At 71.8% G+C, this 15318-nt stretch carries 20 protein-coding genes; 11 read left to right on the forward strand and 9 right to left on the reverse strand.

Annotated elements, in window-relative coordinates:
* Positions 1 to 70: 70 nt before the first annotated feature.
* The 4 genes from QCD66_RS17855 to QCD66_RS17870 all read right to left on the reverse strand — a co-directional run bounded on the left by QCD66_RS17855 (position 71) and on the right by QCD66_RS17870 (position 1891).
* Positions 71 to 769 (reverse strand): TIGR03089 family protein, encoded by a 699-nt coding sequence (locus tag QCD66_RS17855; protein WP_375734192.1) that lies wholly within the window; start codon positions 767 to 769, stop codon positions 71 to 73.
* Between the two features lie 51 nt (positions 770 to 820).
* Positions 821 to 1042: a hypothetical protein gene (locus tag QCD66_RS17860; RefSeq protein ID WP_375734193.1), complete on the reverse strand. Its 222-nt coding sequence runs from the start codon at positions 1040 to 1042 to the stop codon at positions 821 to 823.
* A 38-nt stretch (positions 1043 to 1080) separates the two neighbouring features.
* Positions 1081 to 1221 carry a hypothetical protein gene (locus QCD66_RS17865; protein WP_375734194.1) on the reverse strand — a complete coding sequence of 47 codons (141 nt, stop codon included), beginning with the start codon at positions 1219 to 1221 and terminating at the stop codon, positions 1081 to 1083.
* A 115-nt stretch (positions 1222 to 1336) separates the two neighbouring features.
* A complete protein-coding gene (locus tag QCD66_RS17870) occupies positions 1337 to 1891 on the reverse strand; it encodes a CGNR zinc finger domain-containing protein (RefSeq protein ID WP_375734195.1) in 555 nt (184 codons plus the stop codon).
* A gap of 433 nt (positions 1892 to 2324) precedes the next feature.
* Here QCD66_RS17870 and QCD66_RS17875 point away from each other — a divergent pair, with 433 nt between their 5' ends.
* Positions 2325 to 3272, forward strand: a complete 948-nt coding sequence (locus QCD66_RS17875) for a DMT family transporter (RefSeq protein ID WP_375734196.1) — start codon at positions 2325 to 2327, stop codon at positions 3270 to 3272.
* A gap of 25 nt (positions 3273 to 3297) precedes the next feature.
* Here the strand turns inward: QCD66_RS17875 and QCD66_RS17880 are convergent, their stop codons facing one another.
* The gene (locus QCD66_RS17880) at positions 3298 to 3930 is read right to left on the reverse strand and encodes a hypothetical protein (protein ID WP_375734197.1); all 633 of its coding nucleotides are present in this window, start codon (positions 3928 to 3930) and stop codon (positions 3298 to 3300) included.
* A gap of 2 nt (positions 3931 to 3932) precedes the next feature.
* Positions 3933 to 4868 (reverse strand): DUF2332 domain-containing protein, encoded by a 936-nt coding sequence (locus QCD66_RS17885; protein ID WP_375734198.1) that lies wholly within the window; start codon positions 4866 to 4868, stop codon positions 3933 to 3935.
* Positions 4869 to 4967: 99 nt separating this feature from the next.
* Between QCD66_RS17885 and QCD66_RS17890 the strand changes: the two genes are divergently transcribed.
* The gene (locus tag QCD66_RS17890) at positions 4968 to 5708 is read left to right on the forward strand and encodes a class I SAM-dependent DNA methyltransferase (RefSeq protein ID WP_375734199.1); all 741 of its coding nucleotides are present in this window, start codon (positions 4968 to 4970) and stop codon (positions 5706 to 5708) included.
* Positions 5709 to 5721: 13 nt separating this feature from the next.
* Here QCD66_RS17890 and QCD66_RS17895 read toward each other — a convergent pair whose 3' ends face one another.
* Entirely contained in the window at positions 5722 to 6609 is an 888-nt protein-coding gene (locus tag QCD66_RS17895) for an SDR family NAD(P)-dependent oxidoreductase (protein WP_375734200.1), read from the reverse strand.
* 41 nt (positions 6610 to 6650) lie between these two features.
* On the opposite strand from QCD66_RS17895, the gene QCD66_RS17900 reads away from it, so the two are divergent.
* From QCD66_RS17900 to pip, 3 genes are all read left to right on the forward strand, one after another.
* Positions 6651 to 7274, forward strand: coding sequence for a GNAT family N-acetyltransferase (locus QCD66_RS17900; protein ID WP_375734201.1), 624 nt, complete (start codon positions 6651 to 6653; stop codon positions 7272 to 7274).
* Positions 7275 to 7375: 101 nt separating this feature from the next.
* Entirely contained in the window at positions 7376 to 8122 is a 747-nt protein-coding gene (locus QCD66_RS17905) for an SAM-dependent methyltransferase (RefSeq protein WP_375734202.1), read from the forward strand.
* Positions 8123 to 8258: 136 nt separating this feature from the next.
* The gene (gene pip, locus QCD66_RS17910) at positions 8259 to 9212 is read left to right on the forward strand and encodes a prolyl aminopeptidase (RefSeq protein WP_375734203.1); all 954 of its coding nucleotides are present in this window, start codon (positions 8259 to 8261) and stop codon (positions 9210 to 9212) included.
* 14 nt (positions 9213 to 9226) lie between these two features.
* Here the strand turns inward: pip and QCD66_RS17915 are convergent, their stop codons facing one another.
* Together QCD66_RS17915 and QCD66_RS17920 are read right to left on the reverse strand one after the other, a co-directional pair.
* Positions 9227 to 9859 carry a hypothetical protein gene (locus tag QCD66_RS17915; RefSeq protein ID WP_364217451.1) on the reverse strand — a complete coding sequence of 211 codons (633 nt, stop codon included), beginning with the start codon at positions 9857 to 9859 and terminating at the stop codon, positions 9227 to 9229.
* A complete protein-coding gene (locus QCD66_RS17920; RefSeq protein WP_375734204.1) occupies positions 9856 to 10068 on the reverse strand; it encodes a hypothetical protein in 213 nt (70 codons plus the stop codon). The genes QCD66_RS17915 and QCD66_RS17920 overlap by 4 nt, the downstream gene beginning before the upstream one ends.
* Before the next feature lie 263 nt (positions 10069 to 10331).
* Here QCD66_RS17920 and QCD66_RS17925 point away from each other — a divergent pair, with 263 nt between their 5' ends.
* The 6 genes from QCD66_RS17925 to pstA all read left to right on the forward strand — a co-directional run bounded on the left by QCD66_RS17925 (position 10332) and on the right by pstA (position 15313).
* Positions 10332 to 10775 carry a helix-turn-helix domain-containing protein gene (locus QCD66_RS17925; RefSeq protein ID WP_407567220.1) on the forward strand — a complete coding sequence of 148 codons (444 nt, stop codon included), beginning with the start codon at positions 10332 to 10334 and terminating at the stop codon, positions 10773 to 10775.
* On the forward strand, positions 10768 to 11136 hold the full coding sequence (locus QCD66_RS17930; RefSeq protein WP_375734206.1) for a DUF4180 domain-containing protein: 369 nt from the start codon (positions 10768 to 10770) through the stop codon (positions 11134 to 11136). Before QCD66_RS17925 ends, QCD66_RS17930 begins: the two co-directional genes overlap by 8 nt.
* Positions 11137 to 11287: 151 nt before the next feature.
* Positions 11288 to 11818, forward strand: coding sequence for a hypothetical protein (locus QCD66_RS17935; protein ID WP_375734207.1), 531 nt, complete (start codon positions 11288 to 11290; stop codon positions 11816 to 11818).
* Between the two features lie 224 nt (positions 11819 to 12042).
* Positions 12043 to 13146 carry a phosphate ABC transporter substrate-binding protein PstS gene (gene pstS / locus QCD66_RS17940; RefSeq protein ID WP_364217457.1) on the forward strand — a complete coding sequence of 368 codons (1104 nt, stop codon included), beginning with the start codon at positions 12043 to 12045 and terminating at the stop codon, positions 13144 to 13146.
* Between the two features lie 116 nt (positions 13147 to 13262).
* Positions 13263 to 14243: a phosphate ABC transporter permease subunit PstC gene (pstC, locus tag QCD66_RS17945; protein WP_357540934.1), complete on the forward strand. Its 981-nt coding sequence runs from the start codon at positions 13263 to 13265 to the stop codon at positions 14241 to 14243.
* Positions 14240 to 15313, forward strand: coding sequence for a phosphate ABC transporter permease PstA (gene pstA / locus QCD66_RS17950; protein WP_364217460.1), 1074 nt, complete (start codon positions 14240 to 14242; stop codon positions 15311 to 15313). Before pstC ends, pstA begins: the two co-directional genes overlap by 4 nt.
* Positions 15314 to 15318 lie beyond the last annotated feature (5 nt).

Here is a 15318-nt window from a genome sequence, read left to right on the forward strand (position 1 = left end):
CCATCAACGAGCGGGCAGAGCTGACCGCGTCTGACCGGTCATGTCGAGGCAGGCACCGGGGGATCGGGTGTCACAGCATGCGCGTGACGCGCTCCGCACTGATCCGTTCGTCGAGCCTCGACCGGTCCAGATTCGCGCACAGCACCAGCGAGGCACCGGCGAACAAGGGCGCGAGGAGCCAGATCAGCGGCTCCTCGGCGGCCGCCGCGTCGATCAACACCCGGTCGCCGGGGCCGACGCCTTGGGTCCGCGCGACCTCGGCCGCGATCGCGCCGTACTGGGCGTAGGTGCTGCCGTCGACCGTCGCCGGGCCGTGTATGTCGATCTGCACGTTCGGAGGCGCTGCGCCCAGGTATGGGCGCACGGCCCGCGCGTAGTCCCGGTAGCCCTCTGGTACCTGCGCCGCTGGCGTGCCACCGGGCTCGAGGCCGAGAACGAACTGGTGCCGCCCCGACGGCACGTTGTCCAGCCAGCTGTTGACCCGCCGTTGTTCGACGAATGTCACGTCGAGCGGATCGCCGGCGGGGGTCAGTCCTGCGGTCGACCAGCCACGGAACGAGACCTCCACCCCTGCGGCCCAGGCCCCGAGCAGTACGGCCGCCGTTTGCCAGTGCGGCGGAAGCAGGACGCCGGCCTGTCGTCCCGGACCGAGCCCGCACCCGTCGGTCAGCAACGCTGCCGTCGCTGCCGTCCAGGCGCCCAAGTCGCCCGCCGTCAGCGCGACCCGTTCGTCCGTGGCGTCGTCGTAGTAGGTGATCAACGTATCCACGACGGGGTGCGCAAGGCTATGTGTCACAGCCGGCAACTCTAGCGATGACGCCTACCGGCGTCTGTCAGCCTGGCGGAGCATCGCGTCTGTTTCGGGGTCGGGCATGAGTGCCCGGACCTCTTGCGCACAGCGGCATGCGACGGCGAACTTGGCGGCCCACGCCAGAGCCTCTTCGCGCGAGGTCACGTCGACGATCACGAATCGCCCCGGACCCGACACCATGCCAGGAGATTTTTCACGGGACTTGCGCCGCTCGGCGGCTGCGGGCGTCATGTCGCCCCCTTGCCTCGGGCCACGCGCGCCCCGGCTCGTCACAGTGGCCCGGCCAGCTCGTGGAGCGTGCCGGCGAGTAGGACCGCCTTTTCGGTGCGGTGCAGCACGGTGTCGACGCGCAGGCCGGGGCACAGCGTGCGGGCCCGGTCGTCGAACGGGTGCGCGATGGTCTTGCTCACCGGTTGGCCTCCTCGATCGCGGCAGCAGGTCGTGGCCGGGGCACCGTCACCCCCTCCGGCACGACGACGGCGGCGGTACGGCAGGAGCGGTGACGCTCTCGAACAGCCGTGGGGCTCAGACGTTCCTGTGGTCGGTTCCGGCCTCGGCGGCCTGGCGGGCCCGGTGCGCCGCCACGTTGCTGCGATTCGAGCATGCCCCGGAGCAGTAGCGGCGCTTTCCGTTACGTGAAGCATCCACGAAGACACGCCCGCACGAGTCGGCCGGACACACGCCGAAGCGGGTCACCCCCGATTCGGCGATCTGCAGTGCGAGCGCCATGGCGGTGTTCGTCTGGACGCGGTGCACCGTCGGCGCCTCCGGTGGCGCGTAGTGCATGTGCAGGCCGTTGCCGTGATCGACGACGTGGGGCGCGAACGCGACCTTCCCCAGCAGTTCGTTGACGGTCTGGCCGGCCTCCTCGGCGGAGGCGGCGGCGAACACCCGCCGCAGCCCGCGGATCCAGTCGACCAGGTCGGCGGCACGGCCGAGGACGGACTCGTCCACGATCACACCCTGCTCTTCGAGCAGGGTGTGGAGCTGCTCGGGGGACTGTCCCGCGTGGACCGCGTTGACAAGGAGCGCGGCGAGCGTCAGCCCGTCACTGCGGTAACCGTTGAAGTCGAATGACATCTTACGTATGCTCACATGTAAGGCTCTATGGCGCTACGACTATTACAGAGGGGGAGTTGTGTTCTCCGCCCACGACCGGCCGCCCGACCGGGACGGCCGCGTGCTGTCCTGTCACCGAACCGCCACCGGCGTCACCATCTATCTCCAATCCCGCAGCGGGTCGATCCAGGTCTACACCTTCTCCTGCGATTCGGAGGTGAGCCTACTCGCGACGGTGCCACCCGGGCGCCCTGAGTCGTGGACGCCAAAGCCGTAGCCGCACCCGCCGACGGAGCCGGACGTCGGCCCGGGCCACCAGAGGCAACGCCCGCCAGCGGCCTCAACGGAGACGTGATGAAGATGCACACCGCGGCTCGCGGCGACCTGGACCGGCCCGGCTTCGGGTCGCCACGGCGGGCCCGGACACCGGCCGCGAGCTCAAGAAAGGCCTGGATTGGAACTCGAGCCCGAACCGCGCACCCACGGCGCGCGTACGGACGTCGCCGAACGCCGTACGACGGCGTCGACGATGCTGGTCTTCCTGCAGATGACAAGCCTTCAACTGGGGGCGGTCTTCGCGACAGGTCTCGCCGCCAGGATCGGTGCGGTGCCCGCCGCCACCCTGCGGCTCGGCTTCGCCGCCGTGTTCACCTGGATCGCCGTACGACCGAAGGTCGGCCGCATCACCCGCGGCGACCTCCCACTGGTCGTCACGTTCGGCGCGGTGCTCGCGGTCATGAACGCCTCGTTCTTCGCGGCGATCAGCCGCCTCCCGCTGGGTGTCGCCACGACGCTGGAGTTCCTCGGGCCGCTGGCCGTCGTACTGATCAGCGCGGCCCGGTTCCGGGACCGGATCTGGGGTCTGGTCGCCGCCGCGGGTGTCGTCCTGCTGACCTGGAACCTCGGCCACCTCGACGGATGGGGGATCGGGTTCGCGCTCGTCGCCGCGACGTGCCGGGCGCTGTACATCGTCGGCAGCAAGCGGATCGGCCAGCGGTACGGCAACGCGGACGGGTTGTGTTTCGCGCTGGCCGTCGGCTTCGTCCTCGCGCTGCCGTTCGGCGCCGTGATCGGCGGTCGCCAACTGCTACAGCAGGATGTCCTGCTGACCGGGATGCTGGTGGCACTCCTCTCCTCGGCCGTGCCGTACCTGTGTGACCTCTACGCGCTGCGGCACCTGCCGAGCCACGTCTTCGGAATCCTCGTCAGCATGGCTCCGGCCGGCGGCGCCCTGGCCGGGTTCCTCCTGCTCGATCAGGTGCTGCGCCCCGTACAGGCGGCGGGAATCGCCCTGGTCGTGGCCGCCAGCATCGGCGCGCTGATGGGGACCCGACGCCGCGCCCGGGTGGCGAGCGCCGCGAGCACGGTCGAGCCGGAAAGCGGAAGTCCGGCTCGGCCCTGAGGTTGCACGCCGATGGTCGAGGGTTTCAGAGGCCGAGCGTACGCGTGACCCGGTCGACCAGATCGTCCTCGGTCGACGCCGGGGCGACGTCGACGGCGTGAAGGCCGAGGACGCTCGTCTCCTCCCGTAGCCGCTGGGTGAACATCCGGTCACGTTCGAGCAGGTTGCGCAGGGCCCGCTCCGGGTCGCTGGTCCGGCCGGCGATCGTCCACAGCGAACCGCGGCTGGCGAACGCCGCCCGCCGGAACGCCGGCGTCGGCAGCAGCCAGACGGCGTGCGCCGGGGTGGCCAGCAGCGGCTTCACCAGGTACGGCAGCAGCCGGAAACCCTCCACCAGGACGGCGGGCCGCGCCGGCAGCCGGAGCAGGTCGTCGACGATGTGGGCGAACCCCTCGCCCCGGAACCAGTGGAACGTCTCCAGCATCAGGGCGGGGGAGCGGCGCACCCACCGCTCGTCCATGTCCATCGCCATGAACCGGTGCAGGTACGGGCACTCGTCGGCGGTGCCCCGGGCGGCGTGGTCCGGCATCATGTCGTCGGTCGCGTACAGGCGCAGGCCGTGCCGGTCGGCGATCCGGCGGGCGACGGTCGACTTGCCGGCGCCGCTGCCGCCGCCGAGCCAGTAGACGTGCCGCAGCCCGGCCGCCGGGTCCGCCATCGTCAGCCGAACCAGGTGATCGACTGGCCGTGGCCCCGCACCCAGGCGAGCGGCGTGCCGTCGAGCGCCAGCACGTTGTGCAGCCCCCCGTCGGGCGGTGCGGGCAGGCTGTCGAAGCCCACCACGTCGGGAGTCTCGACGGAGATCCAGTGTCCGGGCAGGGCGCGTACGGTCTCGGTGAAGCGTTCCCGGCCCGCGGCCGGCACCTGGTAGAGCACGCTGGTGTGGAAGACGACGAGCGTCGCGTCGGCCGGCGCCCGCGCGGCCAGGGCCGGCAGGTCGTCCACCAGGTCGCCGCGGACCAGCAGCGGCGGCTCCGCCTGGGCGACCGCGACGGCGGCCCGCAGCCGGGCACGCCGGTGGGTGTGCTCGGGCCAGATCAGCGCCTCCAGCCAGGCGACGTCGGCCGGGTCGGTCACGTCGAGCGGGTTCAGGTCCATGCCGGCCCGCCAGATCACCTCCGGCGGTACGGCCGGCACGGGCACGCCGGTGGCGGCGCAGTCGAGCACCGGGGCGCCGGATCCGACGAGTCGGTCGCCGTAGCGGTAGGCGTACCGGTCGGGATAGAGGCACAGGCCGGCCGACGCGCCCACGTCCAGCAGGGCCAGCGGGCCCGGCAGGGTGGCGAGCACCGGCAGCAGGGCGGCGCAGCGCCCGACCTCGTTCGTCTGGGTGGCCCGGGCGCGGATCTGCGCCACCACCGCCGGCCACTGCGCCACGGTGAAGTCGTGGAACGCGGCCGGGTCGTCGACCGGGCCGCCGAGCAGCCGTACGACGGCGAACAGCAGGTTCGGCTGGCGCTTTCCCGGCGGCAGTCCGGCCAGCCGGGTCAGGATCTCTTCGTCGCGGGACACCGCGTGCGCGAGGCGTTCGTAGGCGGGTGACTCGCCGTGCGCCTCCCGGATGGCGAACTCGCGGTAGGTGTCGGCGATCGTCATCGGACCATGCTCGCACGGACGCGGACCCGACGCGGACCGGGCGGCGGTCCACCGGAAATTCACGGGCGTCGCGGTGGCCGGCCGCGGTACGGTCCGCCGATGGACGATCCTGACGGCTATTTCGGGGAAGACGTCGCGGCGCGGTACGACGATCCGGGGTCGGAGATGTCCCGGCCGGAGGTCGTGGGCGCCACGGTCGACGTGCTGGCGGACCTTGCCGGCGGGGGTCGCGCCCTCGAACTCGGCATCGGCACGGGCCGGATCGCGCTGCCGCTGGCCGGCCGGGGTGTGCCGGTCCACGGCATCGACATGTCCCGGGCGATGGTGGCCCGGCTGCGGGCCAAGCCCGGCGGCGACGCGGTCGGCGTGACCATCGGCGACTTCGCCACGACCAGGGTGGACGGGACGTTCTCGGTCGCCTACCTGGTCTTCAACACGATCATGAACCTTACGACTCAGGAGGCGCAGGTCGCCTGCTTCCGCACCGTCGCCGCGCACCTCGAACCGGGCGGCTGCTTCGTCGTCGAGGTGATGGTTCCCGACCTGCGCAAGCTTCCGGCCGGGCAGAACGTCGTGCCGTTCCGGACCAGCGCGACCGGGTGGGCGTACGACCTCTACGACGTCGCCACCCAGGAGATGAGTTCGAACTACGTCGAGGTCGTCGACGGCCGGGGCTCGTTCCGGTCGGTGCCGTTCCGCTACGTGTGGCCGGCCGAACTCGACCTGATGGCCCAGCTCGCCGGGCTGCGGCTGCGGGAGCGCTGGGACGGCTGGAGCCGCGAGCCGTTCACCAGCGAGAGCGGCCAGCATGTCTCGGTCTGGGAGAAGCCGGCGGACTGACCGTGGGCCGGTGTCAGTGCCGGGCGGGGGTGGCCGGTGGGCCGGGCCAGGTGAACGCCGGGTCCTTCAGGTAGTCGTCGCGGCGGCCTTCGAGGGCGATGCGGACCATGTCGTGGGCGCCGTTGCCGATCACCGTACGCAGCGGCGGGTCCGGCTGGTCGAGGAGGGTGAGCAGCGCCTCGGCGGCCACCGAGGGCGGCGCTTCGGCCCACTCGCCGGCGTCCTCCGCCGGCTGCTCCACCGCGGCCGCGACCTGCTCCGGGGTGGGGTAGTCGGGCTGGCCGAGGATCGCGGCGCGGGTCTGCGCGTACGCCGGGTCGGCGGTCGCGAACCGCATGCTGGCGCCGGCCCAGTCGGTGGCGAACCCGCCGAGCTGGAGCAGGTGTACGCCGATGCCGTGCGGGCGCACCTCGTCGGCCAGGGCGGCACTCAAGCCTTCCAGGGCCCATTTCGTCGCGTTGTACGCCCCGAACAGCGGCAGGTGGCCGACGGCGCCGACGGTCGACACCTGCACGATCCGGCCGGAGCCGCGCCGGCGCAGGTGCGGCAGTACGGCCTGGGTGACCCAGAGCGCGCCGAACAGGTTGACGTCGAACTGGGCGCGGATCTCCGCCTCGCCGAGTTCCTCGACGGCGCCGACCAGGCCGTACCCGGCGTTGTTGACGACGATGTCGGGTATGCCGGTCGAGGTGGCCACCTCGTCGACGACGGCCCGGACGGTGGCGTGGTCGGCGACGTCGAGCCGCCGGCGGTGCAGGGCCGGGAAGCGCGCCGCGACGTCGTCGAGGGCGTCGTCGCGGCGTACGGTCGCGACGACGGTGTCGCCGTGGGCGAGGGCGGCCTCGACGAACGCGCGCCCCAGGCCCCGGCCCGCTCCGGTGACGAACCACAGTCGTGCCATCCGGGCACCATACCGTCGATCGGACCGGTGAGGATGGGACCATGCCGACACTTGCCGGCCCGGCGCTGCCCGCCGGTGCCCTGCGCGGGCTGGAGCAGCCCCGACTCACCGTCGACGACGAGCTGGTGCTGCGGCCGTGGCGGGTCGACGACGCCGCGGCCGTACGGGCGGCGTTCGACTGTCCGGCCATCCAGCGCTGGCATGCCCGCCGGATCGACAGCGACGACGAGGCTCGGGAGTGGATCGCCGGCTGGGCCGGGCGCTGGGCGGACGAGACGGACGCCAGCTGGGCGGTCGTCGGCTCGCGGGACGGGGCGCCGGTCGGCCAGATCGGGCTGCGGACCGTCTCGCTGTCCGAGGGGGTGGCGCAGCTGTCGTACTGGGTGCTGCCGGCCGCGCGGGGCGGCGGTGTCGCCGGCCGGGCGGCGCGGGCGATGGCGGCCTGGACGTTCGGCACCGTCGGGCTGCACCGGCTGGAGCTTCGGCACTCGGTGGCGAACACGGCGTCGTGCCGGGTCGCCGGCCGGCTCGGGTTCGGTCTGGAGGGGACCGCGCGCGGCTCGACGCTGCACGCCGACGGCTGGCACGACATGCACGTACACGCCCGGCTGCGCACGGACGTCGCTGGCGTAAACCCGGTCGACGGTGCCGCCGCCGAGGGCTAGGTTGGCGATCTTCATGTCTCGTGGGAGGTGGACCATGCCGGTGGGCGTCGCGTCGTCCCGGATCGACCAACTGACCATCCCCGACGTGAGGAACCCCAGAAGTGGACCTTCCACCTAGCTTCACCATCCGCGAGCGCGACCACCGCATCCACGACCCGTTCACCGAGGAGAAGTTCGCGATTCTCGGCCGGGCGGTCCGGCTGCGGCCCGGTGCGACCGTGCTCGACCTGGCCAGCGGCAGCGGCGAGATGCTGTGCCAGTGGGCCCGCGACCACGGCGTCACCGGCGCCGGGGTCGACATCAGCACCGTCTTCGTCGCCGCCGCCCGGGCCCGGGCCGTCGAGCTGAAGGTCGCCGACCGGGTGACGTTCCGGCACGGCGACGCCGCCGGCTACGTCGCCTCGACGCCGGTCGACGTCGCCTGCTGTGTCGGCGCCACCTGGATCGGTGACGGCGTCGCCGGCACCATCGCCCTACTCGAACGCAGCCTGCGCCCGGGCGGGCTGCTGCTGGTCGGCGAGCCGTTCTGGCGGCTGGACCCGCCCGACCAGGAGACCGTCGAGGGCTGCCACGCCACCTCCCGCGACGACTTCCGGGACCTGCCGGGCCTGGTCACCCTCTTCGGCGACCTCGGCTGGGACCTGGTCGAGATGGTCCTGGCCGACGAGGACAGCTGGGACCGGTACGTGGCCGCGCAGTGGTTCACGGTGCGGACGTGGCTGGACGCCAACCCGGACCACGAGCTGGCCGGTGCGTTCCGGGCCGAACTCGACACCGCCCCACTGCGGTACGTCCGCTACGGGCGGCCGTACCTCGGGTGGGGTGTCTTCGTGCTGAAGCGGCGCTGACCCCGTACGGTGGCGGCCGGCCGGTTTTCGTGGCCGGCCGCCACCCGGCGGAGGTCCGGTAAACCGACTTGCGTGCCGGCGCGGGGTCCGGATGATCGGGAAACGGCAGCGCCGTCGATGTCGTGGAGGCCGGAAAATGGGAGAGCTGTATCCGCCGATCGAGCCGTACGAGACGGGGATGCTCGACGTAGGCGACGGCAACCGCGTCTACTGGGAGGTCAGCGGGAACCCCGACGGCAGGCCCGCGGTCGTCGTCCACGGCGGGCCCGGCTCCGGTTCCGGGACCCTCGCCCGGCAGTTGTTCGACCCGGCCCGCTACCGGATCGTCCAGTTCGACCAGCGTGGCTGCGGACGTAGCACGCCGCACGCCGCCGATCCCGCCACCGACCTGGCGCACAACACGACCTGGCATCTGGTCGCCGACATGGAGCGGCTGCGCGAGCACCTCGGCGTCGACCGGTGGCTGCTGTACGGCGGCTCGTGGGGTTCGACGCTGATCCTGGCGTACGCGCAGCGGCATCCGGAGCGGGTGTCCGAGATCGTGATCTCGGCCGTGACGACGAGCCGCCGTTTCGAGATCGACTGGCTGTACCGGGGCGTCGGGCGTTTCTATCCGCAGCAGTGGGAACGGTTCGTCGCCGGGTCCGGCACGACCGCCGACGGCGATCTCGTCGGGGCGTACGCCCGGTTGGTGAACCACCCCGACGCCGCGGTCCGGGAGAAGGCCACCGTCGACTGGCTCGCCTGGGAGGACGCCGCCGTCTCCAACGAGACGAAGGGCGCCAGCAACCCGTACGGCGACCGGCCGCCGGCCGCCAAGCTGGCGTTCGTACGCATCTGTTCGCACTACTTCGCGCACGGCGCGTGGCTGGAGGAGGGGGCGCTGATCCGCGACGCCGGCCGGTTGGCCGGGATTCCCGGCGTGCTGGTCCACGGCCGGGTCGATCTGGGCGGCCCGCTCGACACCGCCTGGCAGCTCGCCCGGGCCTGGCCCGACGCGGAGTTGATCGTCGTCGAGGAGGCCGGGCATCTGCCCACCGGCACGACCCGCGACCACGTGCGACGGGCGCTCGACCGGTTCGCGGGGTGACGCGTACCGGGTGGTCAGTGGCCGGGGCCGGCCGGCCGGTGAGCGTCGACGTACGCCCGTAGCTGCCGGAAGAAGTCGGGATCGTCTTCGGCCCGCCGCGCGACCGCCTCGACCAGTGCCCGCCGGTTCACCCGGTCGATCGGGTCGGTCCAGAAGGTGTCGAGCCCGCCGTCGGGTTCGACTTCGCGCAGTTGCCGGTCGAGGAGGTCGTCGACCTGTTCGCGGACGGCGTCCGGTGCGGTGGTGTCGCCGGCCGCCAGCATCCGGACGGTGGCGTGGGCCAGGGCGATCGCGGACGCGGCCGTCGCCGGATCCGGCCGTCCGTGCGGCGGCAGGCCGCCACCGCCGGGCAGGGCGGATGCCGGGGCGTCCGGCTCGCCGTCGACCCGGCCGAGGACCTTGACGACGATCCCGCACGCGAGGACGAACAGTCCGAGCCAGAGCAGGAACGGCCGGAACTGGAACGCGAGGTCGACGGCGTGGCACCGGGCGGAGGGGGCGGTGCCGGCGGCCGCCAGGTCCGGCCCGGGCGGTGATCCGCACCGGGTGTGCGTGTCGCCGAGCAGCGGCAGGATCAGGTAGCCGCAGCCGGCCAGGGCGGTGCCGGTGACGATCGCGCCGAGCGCCGTACGCCGGATTTCGTTCACCGGTTGACCACGTCGCCTGAATGGTGGCCGGCGACCGCGCCGGACAGCTCGGCGGAATCGTCCGGCGGCTCGATTTCGGCTTTCCTCCGCCGCCGGTGTCCGTGCGTCGCACCGGCGGTGTCCGGGGCGTCGGCGGCGGGTGGCCGCGCGGCGCCGGCCGCCGGTGTCGGTGCGGTTTCGGCGTCTGCTTGGGAAGGGATGCCCGGCACGTGCGGCCTTCCTCGTCTTCGTCGGACCGGCCCGCCGAAAAGTCGATCACCGACAATTCCTGCGGTGTCAGCCGACGATAACGCGAATTGCGGACAATACTCGATTGCCCACACGGGCCGCTCGATTTCGGCGAAAGGCCGATGTCGATCAATGGCGGGGCCGCCCGGGTGGGCCCGCCACTCGGCGAGGTCGGGACGTCACTCACCTGCACCTTCCTCATCGCTCCCCATCGTGCCTACGATGGGGAGCGATGAGGAATGAAATGTATTCTGTCGAGCAGGTGGCCGAGCGGCTCGGGCTGCACGTGCGCACCGTGCGCGGCTACATCCGGGCCGGCCGGCTCAGGGCCGTACGGATCGGTAAGCAGTACCGGATCGCCGGGGCCGACCTCGACGCATTGACCGGGCAGCCGCCACCCGCCACGCCGACCGGCGTCGCGCCGGTGGAGGTCTCGAGCATCGTGCAGGTCGAGGGGATCGACCGGGTCGGCGCGGACCGGCTGGGCACGCTCGTGCTGGCCGCCGCGAACAACGCCGGCGACCCCGCGCATCCGCTGCGCGTACAGACCGTCCACGACCGGGAGAGGAACCGGATGAAGATCGTCATACTCGGCGGCGCCACCGAGACCGCCGAACTGCTGCACCTGGTCGACGCCGTGCTCGCCGACAACAACGGCCTGCTCGCCGGGGAGGTGGACGGTGCCTGACGTGATACGGGAGCGGGCCGGGGTGCCGGTGCTGGTGTGCGACCCCGCCGGTCCGCCGCTGGTGACCGAACAGGACGCGCTGGACCTGATCGGCGCGGCCTTCGCCGGGGCCGAGGTGGTGGCCGTACCTGCGAGCCGGCTCGGCGACGACTTCTTCGCGCTGGGCACCCGTTTCGCCGGCGAGGTGATGCAGAAGTTCGTCAACTACCGGATCCGGCTGGTCGTCGTCGGTGACATCAGCCGGCACCTGGCGGCCAGTTCGGCACTGCGGGCCCTGGTGTACGAGTCGAACCGGGCCGACCAGGTCTGGTTCGTGCCGGACCTGGACGCACTCGACGCGCGGTTGCGCGCCGGCTCCTGACCGCCGGCCGGCGGCGCCGGAACCCCGTACGCAAAGTTGATCTTGCGTTACCTGACGGTGATACTTTGGCGCGCACGTGACCGTGCCGCCGGCTCTCCCTGTCGGCGCGATGGTGTGTGGTCGCGATTGGACAGCCATCCGGACGGGGTAGATGAGCCGACGACGAGGGTCACTTTCCGGGCAGGCGGGACTTCGCTCCGCCGACCTGGTGCATCTCGCCGTGCCCGCCGAGTACGTCAACCACATCGTCCGCCTCATCGAAGACCTCGACCAGCGCAACCGCCCCCTCCCGCCGCCGGCGCCGCGACCCCGGCCGACCGGCCCGCGGCCCGGTCGGGAGTGGCCGGTCGAGGAACTGCGCCGGTTCGCCGAGGGCCGGTCGCGTACGCACGAGACCGTGGTCGCCATCCTCGACCTGCTCTCCGAACTGCCGGACCAGCGCCTGCGGGTCGGTGAGATCGCGGCCCGGCTCGGCAGCCCCGCCGACAAGATCATCGGCGCGATGGCCGGCCTGACCCGAATCGTCAAGGCCTACCACGACTATCCCGCGCTCGGGCTGCCACTGCGGCGGATCACCCAGCCGGTCCCGGGCCGGTCCGGCAGCGTGTTCTACAGCGTGACCGCCGAGCAGGCCCGGCGCTGGAAGGCGGCCCGCGCCACCCGGCCACACCCCACGGCCTGAATCTCCCCTTCGGGGCGGTACGGCACCTTCTGCGCTTCCCGTCCGCTACCCCGCCGGGCGCTGGGCGAACGTCTACAAGTTTGGTTCACCTGACGTTCACCATCGTCCGCCCGCCCGTTTAGCAAGGGCTCGTAGCGTCCACGACGTTCGAGACGGCGACCCGCGAAAAAGACGCACCCGCCACAGCGGCGTCGCCACCCCGACCTCAGAGAGGCAATGAAACCGTGAAGCGCAGAACCCTTCGGCTGGCCGCCCTGCCGGTCGCCGTCATGCTTGCCCTCGGCATGGCCGCCTGCAGCGGCGACTCCGAGGAGAACGGCTCGGATACGGGTAACACCACCGAGCTCAGTGGCAGCCTCGCCGGCTCCGGCGCTTCGGCCCAGGGCGCCGCGATGGAGGCCTGGATCGCGGGCTTCTCCAGCGAGGCCCCCGACGTCACCGTGACCTACGACCCGATCGGGTCCGGCGGTGGCCGCAAGGCGTTCATCGAGGGTGGCGTGCAGTTCGCCGGCTCCGACGCCTACCTCAAGCCCGAGGAGATGACGGCGGCGCAGGCCAAGTGCGGCCCCAACGGCTTCATCGAGTTCCCGGGCTACATCAGCCCGATCGCGGTCGCCTACAACCTGCCGAGCGTGCCGAAGCTGAACCTGTCGGCGTCGGTCATCGCGCGGATCTTCGACAACAAGATCACCAAGTGGAACGACCCGGCGATCGCCGCGCTGAACGACGGCGCCACGCTGCCGGACAGCAACATCACCGCCGTGCACCGCTCCGACGAGTCCGGCACCACCGAGAACTTCGTCGACTACCTCTCGCAGGCCGCCCCGAACGACTGGCCGCACGAGGTCTCCGGCGAGTGGCCGGTCCAGGGTGGCGAGGCCGCCGCGCAGACCCAGGGCGTCGCCGCCGCGCTGCGCGGTGGTGAGGGCACCATCGGCTACATCGACGCGTCGCAGGCCACCGGCCTCGGTGTCGCCGCCATCCAGGTCGGCGAGACCTTCGTCGAGTACTCGGCGCAGGCCGCCGCGGCCGTCGTCGACGCCGCGACCAAGGTCGAGGGCCGTACCTCGCAGCACAGCTACGCGATCGACCTGCCGCGCGACACCACCCAGGCCGGCGTGTACCCGATCGTGCTGGTCTCCTACCAGCTCGCCTGCACCAGCTACCCGACCCAGGAGCAGGCCGACCTGGTCAAGGCCTTCCTCTCCTACGTGATCAGCGAGCCGGGGCAGCAGGCCGCCGCCCAGAACGCCGGCTCCGCGCCGATCTCGGCCCAGCTCCGCACCCAGGCGCAGGCCGCCATCGACGCCATCACCGCGGCTGGCTGATCAACACGAACAGCAGGGCAGAACGCAGTGACGCGGGTCCTACCGGCCGGTTTGGCCGGTAGGACCCGCTCCGCGCGTCGCCCCCCTCACTGAAAACGTCCGAGGAGGCGCACACCGTGACATCACCCGCCACCGCCGTGAGCGGAGCCCCCACCGGCGGGGACAAGAAGCCGGGTTGGCGCGGTTCCCGCGCCCGAGTCGGAGACCGGATCTTCGCGGGGACGGCGACCAGCGCCGGGATCATCATCCTGGTGACCCTGGCCGCCGTCGCCGCGTTCCTGCTCTTCGAGGGTTTCCCGGCACTGATCGCCGACGGCGAGGACCTGCCCGGCGGTGAAGGCTTCCTCGCCTTCGTCGGCCCGCTGCTGTTCGGCACGGTGCTGGCCGCCGTCATCGCCCTGGTCGTCGCGTTCCCGCTGTCGATCGGCATCGCCCTGTTCATCTCGCACTACGCGCCGCGGCGGATCGCGTCCGGCCTCGGCTACCTCGTCGACCTGCTCGCCGCCGTACCCAGCGTCGTCTACGGCCTGTGGGGCATCTTCTTCCTCGCCCCGGCGATGGTGCCGACCTTCGGCTGGCTCAACGACAACCTGGGCTTCCTGCCGTTCTTCGCCGGCCCGACGTCGGCGACCGGCCGCACGATGCTCACCGCCGGCCTGGTCCTCGCGGTGATGATCCTGCCGATCATGACCGCGGTCAACCGCGAGGTGTTCCTCCAGACCCCCCGCCTGCTGGAGGAGGCGTCGCTGGCCCTGGGCGCCACCCGCTGGGAGATGATCCGCCAGACCGTCCTTCCGTTCGGCCGCTCCGGCGTCGTCAGCGGCAGCATGCTCGGCCTCGGCCGGGCCCTCGGCGAGACCCTGGCCGTCGCCATGGTGCTCTCCGCCTCCAACGTCGTCTCGGTCAACCTGATCAGCTCGGTCAACAGCAGCACCATCGCCGCCAACATCGCCCTGGACTTCCCGGAGTCCAGCGGCCTGGCGGTCAACGCGCTCATCGCCTCGGGTCTGGTGCTGTTCGCCGTGACCTTCGTCGTCAACTACGCGGCGCGGGCGATCGTCGCGCGGCGCCGGGAATTCTCGGGAGCGAACGCATGACCCTGACGAAGACCACCCCGGCGGCACCGGCCGAGAAGACGGTCTCACTCACCAGCGGCAACCTGCCCCGCTGGGCGCCGTGGACGGTCGTCGCGGTCAGCGCCCTCGTCGGCGTGATCGGCTACGTGGTGCTCGACTGGGCCGCGCTGCCGTCGGCCCTTCTCGGTATCGCCCTGCTGGTGATCGCCCTGCCGGTCCTGGCGCACGTCGTCGAAGGCCCCCGCAAGGCCAAGGACCGGCTCGTCACGATCGCCGTCTCGGTCGCGTTCTCGCTGGCCATCCTGCCGCTGCTGTCGCTGCTGTGGACGGTCGCCAGCAACGGCATCGACCGGCTCGACTGGCAGTTCCTCACCAGCGACATGCGCGGCGTCGTCGGCCCCGGCGGCGGCGCCCAGCACGCCATCGTCGGCACCCTGCTGATCACCCTCGCGGCCGCCGTCATCTCGGTGCCGATCGGCGTGATGTGCGCCGTCTACCTCGTGGAGTACGGCCGCGGCCGGCTCGCCCGGGCGGTCACCCTGCTGGTCGACGTGATGACCGGTATCCCGTCGATCGTGGCCGGCCTGTTCGCCTTCGCCCTCTTCTCGATCTTCTTCGGGCCGGGCATCCGGTTCGGCATCGGCGGCGCCGTCGCGCTGTCCGTACTCATGATCCCGGTCGTGGTGCGGTCGGTCGAGGAGATGCTCAAGCTGGTGCCGAACGAACTGCGGGAGGCGTCGTACGCCCTCGGCGTACCGAAGTGGCGGACCGTCATCAAGGTCGTGCTGCGTACGGCGGCGGCCGGCATCGCCACCGGCGTCACCATCGCCATCGCCCGCGTCATCGGCGAGACCGCCCCGCTGCTCATCATCGCCGGCAGCACCACGGTGCTGAACACCGACCTGTTCGACGGCCGGATGTCGTCGCTGCCGATCTTCACCTACTACTCGTACAGCATCCCCGGTGCCCGGGCCGAGTTCGGCGTCGAACGGGCCTGGGCGGCGGCACTCACCCTCTTCATCATCGTGATGGCGCTCAACCTGGTCGCCCGTCTCATCTCCCGCTACTTCTCCCTCTCGAACAGCCGCTGACCAGG

It is taken from the genome of Polymorphospora sp. A560 (assembly GCF_045781765.1).
GTDB lineage: Bacteria > Actinomycetota > Actinomycetes > Mycobacteriales > Micromonosporaceae > Polymorphospora > Polymorphospora lycopeni.

Excerpts from the sequence above, each read along its gene's own strand:
- pstA (WP_364217460.1), top strand. The coding sequence starts at position 14,240 with ATGACCCTGACGAAGACCACCCCGGCGGCACCGGCCGAGAAGACGGTC.
- QCD66_RS17870 (WP_375734195.1), bottom strand. The coding sequence starts at position 1,891 with ATGTCATTCGACTTCAACGGTTACCGCAGTGACGGGCTGACGCTCGCC.
- QCD66_RS17885 (WP_375734198.1), bottom strand. The coding sequence starts at position 4,868 with ATGACGATCGCCGACACCTACCGCGAGTTCGCCATCCGGGAGGCGCAC.
- QCD66_RS17860 (WP_375734193.1), bottom strand. The coding sequence starts at position 1,042 with ATGACGCCCGCAGCCGCCGAGCGGCGCAAGTCCCGTGAAAAATCTCCT.
- QCD66_RS17935 (WP_375734207.1), top strand. The coding sequence starts at position 11,288 with ATGAGCCGACGACGAGGGTCACTTTCCGGGCAGGCGGGACTTCGCTCC.
- QCD66_RS17925 (WP_407567220.1), top strand. The coding sequence starts at position 10,332 with ATGTATTCTGTCGAGCAGGTGGCCGAGCGGCTCGGGCTGCACGTGCGC.
- QCD66_RS17890 (WP_375734199.1), top strand. The coding sequence starts at position 4,968 with ATGGACGATCCTGACGGCTATTTCGGGGAAGACGTCGCGGCGCGGTAC.
- pip (WP_375734203.1), top strand. The coding sequence starts at position 8,259 with ATGGGAGAGCTGTATCCGCCGATCGAGCCGTACGAGACGGGGATGCTC.
- QCD66_RS17880 (WP_375734197.1), bottom strand. The coding sequence starts at position 3,930 with ATGGCGGACCCGGCGGCCGGGCTGCGGCACGTCTACTGGCTCGGCGGC.
- QCD66_RS17900 (WP_375734201.1), top strand. The coding sequence starts at position 6,651 with ATGCCGACACTTGCCGGCCCGGCGCTGCCCGCCGGTGCCCTGCGCGGG.
- QCD66_RS17895 (WP_375734200.1), bottom strand. The coding sequence starts at position 6,609 with ATGGCACGACTGTGGTTCGTCACCGGAGCGGGCCGGGGCCTGGGGCGC.